Annotated in this window: 15 protein-coding genes; 4 read left to right on the forward strand and 11 right to left on the reverse strand. The window is 38.8% G+C overall.

The window, feature by feature from the left end; all coding sequences use genetic code 11:
* Positions 1-13: 13 nt before the first annotated feature.
* The 5 genes from csrA to PSR9079_RS11435 form a co-directional block, all read right to left on the reverse strand.
* Positions 14-205: a carbon storage regulator CsrA gene (gene csrA, locus PSR9079_RS11415; protein ID WP_004587515.1), complete on the reverse strand. Its 192-nt coding sequence runs from the start codon at positions 203-205 to the stop codon at positions 14-16.
* A 707-nt stretch (positions 206-912) separates the two neighbouring features.
* Complete coding sequence (alaS, locus tag PSR9079_RS11420; protein ID WP_145240904.1) at positions 913-3,513, reverse strand: alanine--tRNA ligase; 2,601 nt, start codon at positions 3,511-3,513, stop codon at positions 913-915.
* Between the two features lie 19 nt (positions 3,514-3,532).
* Positions 3,533-3,985 (reverse strand): regulatory protein RecX, encoded by a 453-nt coding sequence (locus PSR9079_RS11425; protein ID WP_149981788.1) that lies wholly within the window; start codon positions 3,983-3,985, stop codon positions 3,533-3,535.
* 11 nt (positions 3,986-3,996) lie between these two features.
* Entirely contained in the window at positions 3,997-4,785 is a 789-nt protein-coding gene (locus tag PSR9079_RS11430; RefSeq protein WP_149981689.1) for a BPSS1780 family membrane protein, read from the reverse strand.
* A gap of 78 nt (positions 4,786-4,863) precedes the next feature.
* Positions 4,864-5,487 carry a GTP cyclohydrolase II gene (locus tag PSR9079_RS11435; RefSeq protein WP_145240900.1) on the reverse strand — a complete coding sequence of 208 codons (624 nt, stop codon included), beginning with the start codon at positions 5,485-5,487 and terminating at the stop codon, positions 4,864-4,866.
* Positions 5,488-5,742: 255 nt separating this feature from the next.
* On the opposite strand from PSR9079_RS11435, the gene PSR9079_RS11440 reads away from it, so the two are divergent.
* Positions 5,743-6,825 carry an energy transducer TonB gene (locus PSR9079_RS11440; protein WP_149981692.1) on the forward strand — a complete coding sequence of 361 codons (1,083 nt, stop codon included), beginning with the start codon at positions 5,743-5,745 and terminating at the stop codon, positions 6,823-6,825.
* A gap of 74 nt (positions 6,826-6,899) precedes the next feature.
* Here the strand turns inward: PSR9079_RS11440 and PSR9079_RS11445 are convergent, their stop codons facing one another.
* The 4 genes from PSR9079_RS11445 to PSR9079_RS11460 all read right to left on the reverse strand — a co-directional run bounded on the left by PSR9079_RS11445 (position 6,900) and on the right by PSR9079_RS11460 (position 9,041).
* Positions 6,900-7,352, reverse strand: a complete 453-nt coding sequence (locus PSR9079_RS11445; protein ID WP_145240896.1) for a low molecular weight protein-tyrosine-phosphatase — start codon at positions 7,350-7,352, stop codon at positions 6,900-6,902.
* Between the two features lie 72 nt (positions 7,353-7,424).
* Positions 7,425-7,640: a TIGR02450 family Trp-rich protein gene (locus tag PSR9079_RS11450; RefSeq protein ID WP_149981694.1), complete on the reverse strand. Its 216-nt coding sequence runs from the start codon at positions 7,638-7,640 to the stop codon at positions 7,425-7,427.
* Between the two features lie 306 nt (positions 7,641-7,946).
* Positions 7,947-8,465, reverse strand: coding sequence for a hypothetical protein (locus PSR9079_RS11455; RefSeq protein WP_149981696.1), 519 nt, complete (start codon positions 8,463-8,465; stop codon positions 7,947-7,949).
* 69 nt (positions 8,466-8,534) lie between these two features.
* Positions 8,535-9,041, reverse strand: coding sequence for a DUF3087 domain-containing protein (locus PSR9079_RS11460; protein WP_149981698.1), 507 nt, complete (start codon positions 9,039-9,041; stop codon positions 8,535-8,537).
* 152 nt (positions 9,042-9,193) lie between these two features.
* Here PSR9079_RS11460 and PSR9079_RS11465 point away from each other — a divergent pair, with 152 nt between their 5' ends.
* From PSR9079_RS11465 to PSR9079_RS11475, 3 genes are read left to right on the forward strand one after another with little or no spacing between them, the layout of a single operon-like run.
* On the forward strand, positions 9,194-9,832 hold the full coding sequence (locus PSR9079_RS11465) for an energy transducer TonB (protein WP_149981701.1): 639 nt from the start codon (positions 9,194-9,196) through the stop codon (positions 9,830-9,832).
* Positions 9,833-9,858: 26 nt separating this feature from the next.
* Positions 9,859-10,410: an RNA polymerase sigma factor gene (locus tag PSR9079_RS11470; protein ID WP_149981704.1), complete on the forward strand. Its 552-nt coding sequence runs from the start codon at positions 9,859-9,861 to the stop codon at positions 10,408-10,410.
* The gene (locus tag PSR9079_RS11475; protein ID WP_149981708.1) at positions 10,397-11,011 is read left to right on the forward strand and encodes a hypothetical protein; all 615 of its coding nucleotides are present in this window, start codon (positions 10,397-10,399) and stop codon (positions 11,009-11,011) included. The genes PSR9079_RS11470 and PSR9079_RS11475 overlap by 14 nt, the downstream gene beginning before the upstream one ends.
* Before the next feature lie 96 nt (positions 11,012-11,107).
* Here PSR9079_RS11475 and PSR9079_RS11480 read toward each other — a convergent pair whose 3' ends face one another.
* Together PSR9079_RS11480 and PSR9079_RS11485 are read right to left on the reverse strand one after the other, a co-directional pair.
* Positions 11,108-12,427 (reverse strand): reverse transcriptase domain-containing protein, encoded by a 1,320-nt coding sequence (locus PSR9079_RS11480; RefSeq protein ID WP_149981711.1) that lies wholly within the window; start codon positions 12,425-12,427, stop codon positions 11,108-11,110.
* Entirely contained in the window at positions 12,424-12,999 is a 576-nt protein-coding gene (locus PSR9079_RS11485) for an SLATT domain-containing protein (RefSeq protein WP_179959175.1), read from the reverse strand. The genes PSR9079_RS11480 and PSR9079_RS11485 overlap by 4 nt, the downstream gene beginning before the upstream one ends.
* Positions 13,000-13,182 lie beyond the last annotated feature (183 nt).

Consider the following 13,182-nt stretch of genomic DNA (forward strand, 5'->3'; position numbering starts at 1 on the left):
TCAATTAAATTGATTAAGCATTGCCCGGATTCGGGTTAGACTTTTCAGCTTGAATACGCATGTAAATTTCTTCACGGTGTACCGAAACGTCTTTAGGTGCATTAACACCAATACGTACTTGATTTCCTTTAACACCTAGTACAGTGACAGTTACTTCGTCACCAATCATTAGGGTTTCACCTACTCGACGAGTTAGTATTAGCATTCTCTTGCTCCCGTATTCCAATAAATTAAAAGATTCCGCGTCTGTATATTAAAGAAAATAAGCCTTAATAGTAAGTAAAAACTCTAAATCGATTCATTTTCTGTTAAAAAAACTCTTTATAATGCGCCTATTGCCAATTCTAAGTATGTTTCATCTATTCAAACTAATATTTTAATATCAGATCTTGATACGTGTTTACGTTAATCTATAAAAACAAACTTACTACACTAGGATATGATTTCATAGTCACTGCCTCAATAGCGACTTTAGCAACTTTAGCAACTTTAGCAACTGAGCAACCAACAGAAATCTCTTTACTGTTAATATAATGGTGGTTGTCATTTAATACTTCAAGTCGTTACTAAAATCTTTTCTGTGCACTATAACGGTAGTCGATATAAGCATAGCCTATTTTTTCAAAGTTATGATTAATCTTAACTATTTGGACGCAGTTATCGAGAAAAAGTTTCAATAAAAATTAGTTTTATCATCGCTGTGGAGAGTTTATGGAGATGGTTCCGAGTTTTTTCGTAATTAAGGTAAATCCAGTGGCAATAAAAAATGCGGTAATGTGTATTTAGTAAGGTATGCCGTTTTAGCTATAAATTTAGGACGTGGCTTAGCTGTTAAAGCAGATTTAGAGTGAACACCTTAAGAGACTCAATTGAGCCTCCTAAAGTGTTAAATCAACTTTACGTACTGAGCTATTAAGTACGCTCAGTTAACCAAGCGGTTACGCTATCAAGTGCTGCAGTTAAGTTTTGCGGCTCAGAGCCACCAGCTTGCGCCATATCAGGACGACCGCCGCCTTTACCACCAACTTGTGATGCCATGTGATTTACCAGCTCACCGGCTTTCACTTTGCCAGTTAAGTCTTTAGTCACACCAGCAATTAAGCTTACTTTGTCGCCATCAGCTACACCAAGTGCAATAACACCTGAGCCAATCTTGTTTTTAAGGTCATCAACCATGCCACGTAAGGCTTTTGATTCAGTGCCTTCAACGTTTGCCACAAGTAATTTAACACCGTTAATTTCAACAATTGAATCAATTAATGATGCACCCGCAGCACTGGCTAGCTTGTCGCTTAGCTGTGCTATTTGTTTTTCAAGCCCTTTTGACTTTTCAAGCAAGGCTGTTACTTTTTCAAGTACTGATGCGCTGTCGCCTTTAACAAGAGCCGCTACGTCGTTTAGGTGTTGCTCTTGCTCACTTACATAAGCAATTGCATCAGCCCCTGTTACCGCTTCAATACGACGCACACCGGCAGCAATACCGCTCTCAGAAACTATTTTGAATAAACCGATATCACCAGCACGATTTACGTGAGTACCACCACACAGTTCTATAGAGTAATCACCAATCGTCACTACGCGAACTTCATCATCGTACTTCTCACCAAATAACGCCATTGCGCCTTTTTCTTTGGCGGCATCGATTGCCATCAGCTCAGTATTTAGTGCAAAGTTACGACGGATCTCGTCATTCACAACTCGCTCAATTTCACGTAGTTCAGCTTTCGTGACTGCTTCAAAATGCGAGAAGTCAAAACGTAAACGTTCAGGGTCTACGAGTGAACCTTTTTGCGACACATGATCGCCCAATAACTGACGTAGTGCTTCGTGTAAAATATGCGTCGCTGTATGATTCTTTTTAACACGATCACGGCGCTTATCATCAATGTTAGCGTCAACTTTATCATTCACACCAATACGCCCCATCACTGTTCCGTGATGCGCGAATGCATTACCAAGTTTAGTAGTATTAGTTACTGTAAACTCACCGCCAGCTACCGTTAATGTGCCGGTGTCGCCAACTTGGCCACCAGATTCAGCGTAAAACGGTGTGCGATCTAGTACCACAATGCCTTGTTGGCCATCTTCAAGTACTGATACAGCTTCACCTTGCGCGAACATTTCAATCACAGTGCCACTATAGTGCGTTGCGTCATAGCCTTTAAAGTCAGTGTGTTTGTCAGACTTTAATTGCTGGTTATAGTCAGCACCAAATTTACCAGCTTGTTGTGCAGTTTTACGCTGTACAGCCATGCACTCTTGGAAGCCTTGCTCATCAATCGTCATAAAGCGCTCACGCGCTACATCTGCGGTTAAATCGGCAGGGAAACCATAGGTGTCATATAATTTGAATACCAATTCACCTGGGATCACATCGCCAGTTAAATCAGTCAGGCTTTCTTCTAAAATAGCTAAACCACGCTCAAGAGTTTTGCCAAACTGCTCTTCTTCAATGCGCAGTACTTTTTCGATGATTTCTTGCTGTTTTGCAAGCTCTGGATACGCTTGACCCATTTGTTCGATTAGCGCAGCAACTAACTTATAGAAAAACGAACCTTGTGCGCCAAGCTTGTTACCATGGCGAACTGCACGACGAATGATACGGCGCAGTACATAACCACGGCCTTCGTTTGATGGCATAACACCATCAGAAATTAAAAACGCACATGAACGAATATGATCCGCCACTACGCGCAGTGATTTATCATCCATATCTTGTGCATTGGTAACTTCTGCAGCAGCTTTAATTAAGCCTTGGAATAAATCGATTTCGTAGTTTGAATGCACGCCTTGTAAAATTGCAGCAATGCGCTCAAGACCCATACCTGTATCAACAGACTGCTTAGGAAGCGGCTCCATCGTACCGTCACTTTGACGGTTATACTGCATAAATACCAGATTCCAAATTTCAATGAAACGGTCGCCATCTTCTTCAGGTGAGCCAGGAGGTCCGCCCCAAATCTGTTCGCCATGATCATAAAAAATTTCAGAACATGGACCACACGGGCCAGTATCACCCATTGACCAGAAGTTATCTGAAGTAGCAATACGAATAATGCGATCTTCAGGCAAACCAATTTCGTTAGCCCAATAACCAAATGCTTCTTCATCATCATGATAGATAGTAACAAGCAGTTTTTCTTTCGGCAGTTTTACAACGTCAGTCAAAAACTCCCACGCAAACTTAATCGCGTCTTGCTTAAAGTAATCACCAAAGCTGAAGTTACCTAACATTTCGAAAAATGTATGGTGGCGTGCTGTGTAGCCTACATTTTCTAAATCGTTATGCTTACCACCGGCACGCACACAACGTTGTGAGCTAGTTGCGCGGTTATAAGGGCGGCTTTCGGCGCCTAAAAATACATCTTTAAATTGCACCATGCCGGCGTTATTAAATAATAACGTCGCATCGTTACCCGGAATAAGCGAGCTTGATGGAACAATTTGGTGTTGTTTAGAGGCAAAAAAATCTAAAAACTGTTGCCTGATCTGTGCGGTAGTCATGTGCTGCATGTGAACGTCTCACCCATTTTTACTGTGCTTGCATTGCAAAATCTATTTGTTCGTAACTGAACCCTCGATACATTAAGTAGCGCACGCGCTTAGCTTTTTCTTTGTGATCGAAGTCGTCCTGTGAATTTGAATACTTCTTTAAATACGCATCCTGCGCTAACCCAAACCAATCAATTTCGAATGATTCAATCACACTTTCTAACAGTGCTCGGTTAATCCTTTTGCCCATGGCTTCGCTTTGAATACGTTTTAAGCCATGTTTTTTAGCAATGTGGCGACGTACAAAACCTTCAACATAACGCTGCTCATTTATAAAATTGTGCTCTTCACACCAATCTAATAAAGCTTCGATAAATTCAGGCGTAGCCTCTTTTTGCTGTAATTTTTGGGTTAACTCTCGACGCGAATATTCTTGGCGCCCGAGTAACCAAAGTACATAATTTTTTAACTTCTTTTGTAATGCTTCATCCATTTCTTCAGCCATTATGCGTCAAAACGACCGCTTTGATCATTATGCTGCGGCGCAACAGGCTCTGCCTCTGCAGGCGGTACGATCGGCATAAAAATAGCTTGATAAGAAACAAAAAAGCTAATGTAGCAAATTGGCATTAAAACCAACAGCGGCAAGAATGATAAAAACATTGAAAGCATCATCAAGCCTGCAGTAATTGCCCCATATACACTCAATGGTGCCATGTTGTGGTAAAACACCATAAGTGAGCTTTTTAGCACCTCAAAAATACGTTTTTGTTGATTAAAATAAACCAACGGCACTGCATAAGAAAAAGCCGTTAAATACACCGATAACGCAATTAAAAACAGCGCCAAATTTGCCATCGAGATGCTATCAATTACTTGCTGCAAGGCAATGTTAGGATCGACATTCGGATTACTCATAATCTCAACAGCTTCAGCAAATAAGCCAGCAGCTAACAAGGCCATTAGCACACCTGCCGCCATTTGATAAAGCGCTAAACGAAGCAGCCCCATGCGATTACCCTTGGCGGTAAACGGCTTTAGGATATCGGCCAACATAATTTTGCCGCCTTGCTGTTTGGTGATCACCGCTTGATAAAACCCCGCAGTTAAAAATGGCGTGGCAATGGCTGCTATAATTTGTAAAAAAGGTAAAAATAGCGATAGTAAACCAATAATACCTATAAATAAGTGCATAAAAATAAAGGTAAAAGGCTGAGTTTTAAAAATAAGCCAGCCTGCTTTAAACCATTTCAGCCCTGCATCGGCCTTAAATACTCGTAATTCAATTGACATACTTGCTCTTAAATTAACAACAAAACACGCCGAGTATAACTCGGCGTTGGATGGGATTACATAGACGACAGCTTAAAATTACGGTTTTTTAATCTTCTTTATATCTAACATATGCGCACCATGCTTAATTTTCGTCTCTAGGTATGCTTTATTGCCCGCTAAACCAGCTTTAATGTGTGCATGCGTGCCAACCACTGATTCAACTTCAATACCTGCATCTTTCAAGGCATTAAGCTTTTTAGGATTATTGGTCATCAGCTTTACGTGAGCCAACCCCATCGCTTCTAGCATTAATACCGCGTCAGAAAAGTCACGTAAGTCATCAGCAAAGCCCAAATGATTATTTGCTTCATAGGTATTCATACCTTGTGATTGCAATACATAGGCGTCAATTTTATTGTATAAACCAATACCACGCCCTTCTTGGCGTAAATAAAGTAAAATACCACCTTGTTGATGCATCATTTCAATACATTCGTTGAGTTGTTCACCACAATCACACCGTGATGAATGAAATACATCACCGGTTAAACATTCAGAATGCATACGAATAAGCGGCACAGACTGCTCGCTATCAGCACGATTAAACACCAAAGCAACATGCTCTTGGCCATCTTTTAAATCGCTAAATGACACGATTTCTGCGGGTATATCACTGTTTTTGCCAACATTTAGTTGGACTCTAGCTCTTACTTGCGCCACGACAAATCCAAAATTAAAAAGTAATGCGATAATGCAAACGTGATAATATCACAAAAATAAACTGCATTGAAAATAATACAACACCGCAATGAGTAATAACTATATTGAGGCAGTTACTCGCAATTCAAGCATTGCCCTGCGCTAAATCGACAATTCCACCCCACCAAAAACAAAATTCTTACCCGATACTCTAAATCAATGACATGGTTGTACCTATTTGGTATAATTTAATTAAACATAATAATAAGTAACATTATGAAAGCCTCCTCTTTACTACTTTGTCTTGCCATCGCCTATTCTGGTTATAGTCACGCCGATGAATCTATACATAGTCAATTTAAAATAGTTTACCAGCAATACCTTGATGCACAGCAACAAGGCAAAGGCGCAGAAGATAAAGCTGAACAAGCCTATTTGCTAGGTAAGCAAATCTATGGAGATAAATCAGATAACACTGCAAATTTAGCCATAAACTATGCTAATGAGCTTCATCAATACCCTGCAGAAAACAAACAAAAACGTTTTACCTTGTTTGAGCAGGCTTACACTATTTTAGCGGCTAATCATCCAGCAAGTAGCATTGAACTCATCGATGCATTGCTTGGTATGGCAACCAATACTGATTCGGTAAATAGAGCCGACGCCCTATACAAACAAGTTATTGAAATCGCTGCAGTCCAAAAAGTCCCAAAATTAGTAGCAGATATGAAACTGGCTGCTGCACAAGGATTAGCGTATGGCTTTCAAGGGAAGAAATACAACCAAGCCAAACGTTACCTACTTGAGGCAGACGAGTTTTACAGCCAAAACTTACCTGAGAACTCAGTAGAGCGGATCAAAGCTGACTTTTTAGTTGCCGCTTTTGCCGAAGGTAAAAGACAATATTCTAAAGCGATTGAGCGTTTAAATCGAGTTGTAAGTGTATTTGATAATGCACTTAGCTTCGATCATGAAACAGAGCTTAGTGCTCACTCTAAATTAGTTCACCTTTATGAAAAAACAGGTAAAAGTGACGAAGCGACCAAACATTGTTTAGCTATAGCTAAAATGGTGCCGTGGCAAGAAAACCAGCAACAAACCCCACTTTATCGTCAAGAACCTAACTACCCAGATAGTAAAGCAAGGTTTAGGCAAGATGGTTCAGTGCAAATGGAATTTGACGTTAACACCGCTGGCTTTGTAAAAAATATCACTATCATTAAATCTGAAGGTGGTGAAGCATTTGAACAAGAAGCCATTAAAGCAATGGAAAAGTGGCGTTATGCCCCTAAGTTTGAAGATGGAAAAGCAGTGGTTGCAAAAGCTCAAGTGCAGCTAGACTTTAAAATTGGCAGGTAAATACACGTAATTACTAATAACATCAGTGTTTGTAATACTGTTTATAAACACGTTTTAAGCCCAGCATGACTGGGCTATTTTTGTAAGGTATCGAGTATTTTGTCACTGGCATCCTCGATTAAATCAAGTACCTGTTCAAAACCATTTTCGCCACCATAATAAGGGTCGGGGATCTCATCAACGCAGGTTCCATAAGCTAAAAATAACGACAGCTTATACTGCAAATGCGCCGGACAAAGTGCTGTTAGATCAGCTAAATTGGCTTTATCTGCAGCGAGGATCAAATCAAAGTACTCAAAGTCATGAGCGTTAACTTGTCGTGAACGTATCCCCTCAAAGCTATAGCCACGTTTAAGTGCCGCCGCTTGCGAGCGTTTATCTGGAGGATTACCAATGTGGTAGCCTGCGGTACCTGCTGAGTCAATTTCAAACTGTGATCCACGCTGTAATGCTTTAGCCTTTAACACCGCCTCCGCAGTCGGTGAGCGGCAAATATTACCTAAACAAACGATCAGTATTTTTTTCATGTTTATATTTCATCCACTAGCATCAATATGCATTCATAAGATACCAATAAAATTAAAACCTGCATACCTAGGTTACTTCCAACCTTGTAACCAGCGCTGTTGATCTTTTAAATCATGCCAATTTATTTCCATCGAACGCTTTGACATCACCGCTTCAATAACACAGCTGATAACAACGCCCTCTTCGTCAAACTCCATATCGGTAATCATAAAATGCTTTTCTTTATTGACGGGGGAAACTGCCGTCCATTTACTGTTTAATAGTTTTCTGTGGTTAATTTTATTCATATGATTCCTATCTAACATCATTACGCATTGATCATCGTGATACGTAAACACCACCCACTGCGTTTACATTTAACTGAATGAAATGTGATTTTACAGCTAACTAATCACAGCTGCATAGAGGTATAAGTCTGGCTCGACCATCAAGTGGGTTGTCTATTTTCAGGTAGTATTTACCAAGCAGGATTGGAATTTACGGTGCTAGTAAGAGGAATTAAATAACCAGTTACATCAGATGACTCACTATGTATTACAAGGTAGAGGTAGGCTTTAATTTATCACTAAAGCCTACATAAGCTAATGCAATTATTAAAATTCGTAACTAATACTCACGCCACCATCAGCGCGTTTTTCATTACTGTTGCTGCCTTCACCGTAGCCTAATTCAAAACGAACGCGCCAACCGCCTTCATTTAAACCACTAAAAAGGTAACTATAACTCACGCCTACACCGTTGGTCGTTTCTGTATCAAACATACCTGATAGTGCACAGCCAAAAATATTACCAAATGCCTCACCAATGTCTTTATCATCAGTATCCGAACACTCACGACCATCATCTTGTGCACCAATGGCGCCAACAACTAAGCCTAAAGCATGCTTTTTATCGCTCGTTAGCGCATGTTCAAACCCGACAGAAAAACCATCATCTAAGCCTATTTTATAGTTAGCATACCAGCGCTGTGTACCTTGTGCTGCTGATAATGATACCTCTGGTATAACAAAGTAAGGGTAGCCGCCACCGATTGAAAAATTAACATCGTTTGCATTAGATGAAAAAGTACAAATCGTTAGCAAAGCACCTAGGCAAAGCTTGTTTAATGTCATTAAAGTTCCTTTTAAGTTTTTTATTATAAAGCGAACGCTACTTTACACATTTTAGAAACAAAAAGGCAACTAAAATTGCTTCAAAATAACATCATCATAATCATCAACGTTTAACGTCACATTAAACTTAGCCGCCACACTGTCAAGCTCAGCTTGCTTGATAGCTAATTCATCCATGGTGATAGTGTTATCGTCTAGTTGCCATAATAACCGCGAGCCCGCATAACTATAATGAATTGCTAACAATGCCTGAGGATTTCCCTCTCGCCCCGCCGCTTTTAATTTTGCCATTTTACGGGTGATTTTATTCAATGCTTGTTTGAGATCCCACACATACACCACTTCGGTCATATAATCATGCGTGCGGTATTTATTCAGCGCCCAGCCAATTGTTAGGCTAGTAATAACTACACCTATTAAATTCCAATGAAAATGACTGCCACTTTCATCAGGGAATAACGCGATTAGTAGTTGTGAGATTGCTAAACTGCCAATAGCCAACGCCAAGCCGCAGCCGATAATAACGCGGTTTAAATGCTTACGATAACGAGCTTTATCAATTTGAATAAGTTGCATAACTGCCTAATAAAATAAAAACCAAAATTCACGGCCGCTATTGTAACCAATGCCCATAAGCAAACACGAAACTTTTTAAAAATATTTCACCCCTTTTTAATCTAGCGCACGTTTTAGTGATGAATACCACTTAACTTATCGAGGATTTGCTTATGCAAACAGTAGCTTTACCACACACTAATCATGCTTTAAAAACATCAACGGCCATTGTTGGTGGTGCAGCCATGACCTTTGCGGCATTTGCATTTATGCAGTACTTAATTAGTGGCGAGCAACGCGCGCCAAGCTTTATTGATGACGGCATCAATGTAGAAATATTCCAAGCGCCAGAAGATTCTAAAGTGCAGCACAAGCAAACCTTGCCGCCGCCACCTAAAATGCAAACGCCGCCTAAAGTGCTGCCGCGTACACCGCCAAGTACTGATACTAATATAGTAACAACCGCAATAACGCCAGATATAAGTATTGATAAAATAGGTGGCGATATAAAAGCTAACTTACAGCGACCTACCGGTGATGCGACCCCCATAGTACGTATAAATCCTAAATACCCGCCCATTGCCGCACGAGAAGGCATTGAAGGCTGGGTACAATTAAGCTTTAATGTATCTCAAACTGGTGAAGTAATAGATGCACAAGTAACAAACGCAGAACCAAAACGCATTTTCGACCGTGAAGCACTACGGGCAATAAAACGCTGGAAATACCGCCCAAAAGTGATTGATGGCGTAGCACAAATGCAAACGGGGCAAAGTGTACAACTTGATTTTAAGTTAGACCAAACGCAATAAAAGCTCATTAACGGATAAGGGTGCCTATGCTTACAAGCTTAAAGTCATGGTTTATCAGTCAGCCCAGTAACGACTACTTGGCTGACTACGCAAAAAGTGGCGACAATCGCCACTTAACTAAACTCGTTACCTTGTTTGGCAACGATTTGTATCATTACTTAGTCACGCAAAGTAATGAGCAACTCGCCTTTGATATAAGCCAACAAACATGGTTAAAAGTGATGGAAAAACGCCATTATTATCAACCGCAAGACAACCCGAAAGCCTGGTTGTTCCGCCTTGCCCGTAATGCGTTAATCGATGAGTTTCGCAAACAACAGCGTTTTGTTGAATTAGAAGACGATACTGCAATTGCAGCACCTAATACTCAGCAAAGCTTTGATTACGAAGCCTTTAACCACGCTTTAATGCAACTAAGCTTTGTACAACGCGAAGCGCTCAGCTTACAGCAAGAAGGCTTTTCGCTTGAAGACATACAACAGATCACCCAAAGCAATCATGAAACCGTAAAAACGCGGCTACGTTATGCAAAACAAAACTTAAAAACATTATTAGGAGGCTACCATGAACAAGCATAACGAACAGTTTGAGCAGCAACTTAACCAGCATTTTAGTGAGCGTAAAAAACGCCACACACTGACGCCAGAACAACAGGCATTGTTTACGCAAATGCCGAATCAAAAAGCTAATAAAAAGCCGACTCGATTTTTATTACCCCTGCAAATGACCGGCCTCGCCTGTGCTCTGGTAGTACTGGGCTTTACCATTTTTAACAACACAGAACAACAACACACACTTAACAACGCCTTTGCCGTACAGCAAAGCAGTTACCACTTTATAGAAATACACCAAGTAGATAATGCGGGCAGTTATTCAAGTGAAATCACTAGCCAAAAACAACAACTGGACGACAAACTCGCCGCAGACCTACGCCTGCACCAACAGCGCTATATTGAATACGGGCAATTAGTCAAAGTAGATAACGACTGGTACATCGCCAGCTGCCACAGCGAAGTGCTCATTCAAATAAAAGACTCGTTATTAAATAACTTAAAAACCAAACACGCCGTAGCGAGTGATATTGTAAAAGGCGACATGCTCGCCATGGCACACAACAGCCAAGGCCAGATTATCGCACTCAAACATGCGGGAGATGGGGTAAAGGTTTGTAGAGGGTAGGGTTAAGAAGATTTAATGAAAAAGAGAGAAAAACCAAACACACAAAAATCTCCCTTAAAAGCAACCGCATAGGTTTAATTAAAAGAAATGTATTGGTCAACTATTGTTTCTAATATCTTCTTCTAAATCTTTTATCAAGTGCCGAACTCTTTTGGTGAATAGTGAATGAATAATATCATTACTAAGCGTTTTAATAACCTCTACATCCATATAGTTTGATAATAATTCCTTCTTTTCAGATAACGAATATCCATCAAAGTTAATAATATACTTATGATTTTTAATAACATCTCTGGAGCACTCTTTATAAGCTTTAGAAAACTTCTTTGGAATAATAATTGCGTTTAATTTGGTCTGTTTAAGTAAAGTCTTTACAGTCGCATCTAGTTTGTAAAGAATTGTCTCATCTTCCATTTGAGAGTAATAAAATAGCCACCCCCTACGCTTACCCTCGTAGATACAACCCGTAATTCTTAAATTTAACTTATTTTCAGTTATGTATGATTTGGCATTTGTTACATATTTATGAGCATTAATAATTTTAGCTAGTGAATTTTCAATTCTCCAAATAGATTCTTTTTTAACTGTCAGTTTTCGTTTTTCAATCCAATAACCTAAGAAATCGAAACTTTTATCTAAATTATCTATTATAGTTTTGCTACCAATTTCATCGTAAGGGTGACACTCTAATTTCAGTGTATCGAAATCACTTATAACACTATTTAAAAGCTGTAGAGGCATCTCACCTTCAGAAAAGATTAAAATATCATCAACATAGCGATTGTAAGAAGTTTTTGCTAGTTTTATATAGGTATTATCAATCTCACTGACATACATTTCAGCCAATATATTTGATATTGAGAGCCCTTGAGGTACGCCACACACATTAACTTTTTTTCCTGTAGGGTTTACCAGAGCCTTGTTAATTAAGTCACGGGCTTCCTTACTTTTTATTTTATTGAAAGCTTTATTTAAGAGTAATTCATGCCTAATACTGGGATAGAAATTTTTTATATCTATTTTTATGAATGATTTAAAGTTAGGATTCTTAACGTCATTTTTTATCTTATCTAACATTATCTGGGGAATGAGGGTACTGGAGTTTTCAGGGAAAATATCTTGCAGAAATAAATGCAATGCTTTTAAAACTAATCGATCTCTTACTGTCGGTATAGAAATCACCCTTGGATATTTTTCAACTCCTTTTGAAATTAGTTTTTCCTTATACCTACTGAACTTATACCCCCCAGTGTATACTTTTTTAAGTATTAAATTAATTTCAGCCATAAAGTCATATCTATCATTTGCACTAATACCATCAACACCAGTTGACGGAGTGAAATGAATGTAACTCAGGTAAATATCTTTTAGGCTTTGTTCATTAAACCTTGATTTAAATAAATCATAATCGCTCATAGCATCACCACAAAAAGAATAGGCAAAGCATAAGCTAATACTATTAATGAAGTCCGTATACAAAGATAAAAATAAAGCCTAAAGACTTCAGTTATAGATAGTTTCCTACTGCAGTTTTTATCTGCATCAAAATAGATAAAATAAAACAAATCAAAAGATATATGATTCTCTACTGAATCGAGAAGTTCTAGGTAATAATCTTGAATCTCTAAAAAGTTATTTTTTGATTCGCACAAGCTAAGTTCAGTTGATAAACCTTGCATTGTAATATAGTTTTTCTTTAACTCCTCATATCTTGTCTTTAAATTTAATTGGGGAATAAACAGTGAAAGAGTAAATACCGAACCTGTTGTTAAAACCATAACTATATCTGTACTTTCACTAAAAAAATGAGGCTCTTTAATAAGATATATAGAAAAAGAAAAGGTAAGAAATGAGTACCAAACTAAAATTAAACTTGAATGGAAATAATTAGACAAAAGCCTCTCTGAGGCTCTAATTCTACACTTTCGAGTAAACCATATCTGATTTCTCAAAGCACCTATGCTTTTAGTTAATTCTGTACTTTCCATATTTGACATAACTCCATGAATAAAAGCTCAAGGTGGGTGTAGATACTTTTAGATAACACGTCAATAAACATGACATTTTGGATAAACCAAACACGTTAGTGTAGAGATTAGATTTGCCCACACGGATAACGTGTGAACCTTGTTTTAAAATAAAACAAATTGAAGCAATTATTTTGACCTCAA

The sequence above is a fragment of the Pseudoalteromonas rhizosphaerae genome, from assembly GCF_902498845.1.
In the GTDB taxonomy this organism is placed as follows: domain Bacteria; phylum Pseudomonadota; class Gammaproteobacteria; order Enterobacterales; family Alteromonadaceae; genus Pseudoalteromonas; species Pseudoalteromonas rhizosphaerae.

Coding starts and splice junctions, on each gene's coding strand:
- PSR9079_RS11460 (WP_149981698.1), bottom strand. CDS start 9,041: ATGCAACTTATTCAAATTGATAAAGCTCGTTATCGTAAGCATTTAAAC.
- PSR9079_RS11455 (WP_149981696.1), bottom strand. CDS start 8,465: ATGACATTAAACAAGCTTTGCCTAGGTGCTTTGCTAACGATTTGTACT.
- PSR9079_RS11475 (WP_149981708.1), top strand. CDS start 10,397: ATGAACAAGCATAACGAACAGTTTGAGCAGCAACTTAACCAGCATTTT.
- PSR9079_RS11445 (WP_145240896.1), bottom strand. CDS start 7,352: ATGAAAAAAATACTGATCGTTTGTTTAGGTAATATTTGCCGCTCACCG.
- alaS (WP_145240904.1), bottom strand. CDS start 3,513: ATGCAGCACATGACTACCGCACAGATCAGGCAACAGTTTTTAGATTTT.
- PSR9079_RS11425 (WP_149981788.1), bottom strand. CDS start 3,985: ATGGATGAAGCATTACAAAAGAAGTTAAAAAATTATGTACTTTGGTTA.
- csrA (WP_004587515.1), bottom strand. CDS start 205: ATGCTAATACTAACTCGTCGAGTAGGTGAAACCCTAATGATTGGTGAC.
- PSR9079_RS11450 (WP_149981694.1), bottom strand. CDS start 7,640: ATGAATAAAATTAACCACAGAAAACTATTAAACAGTAAATGGACGGCA.
- PSR9079_RS11465 (WP_149981701.1), top strand. CDS start 9,194: ATGCAAACAGTAGCTTTACCACACACTAATCATGCTTTAAAAACATCA.
- PSR9079_RS11485 (WP_179959175.1), bottom strand. CDS start 12,999: ATGGAAAGTACAGAATTAACTAAAAGCATAGGTGCTTTGAGAAATCAG.
- PSR9079_RS11480 (WP_149981711.1), bottom strand. CDS start 12,427: ATGAGCGATTATGATTTATTTAAATCAAGGTTTAATGAACAAAGCCTA.
- PSR9079_RS11430 (WP_149981689.1), bottom strand. CDS start 4,785: ATGTCAATTGAATTACGAGTATTTAAGGCCGATGCAGGGCTGAAATGG.
- PSR9079_RS11470 (WP_149981704.1), top strand. CDS start 9,859: ATGCTTACAAGCTTAAAGTCATGGTTTATCAGTCAGCCCAGTAACGAC.
- PSR9079_RS11440 (WP_149981692.1), top strand. CDS start 5,743: ATGAAAGCCTCCTCTTTACTACTTTGTCTTGCCATCGCCTATTCTGGT.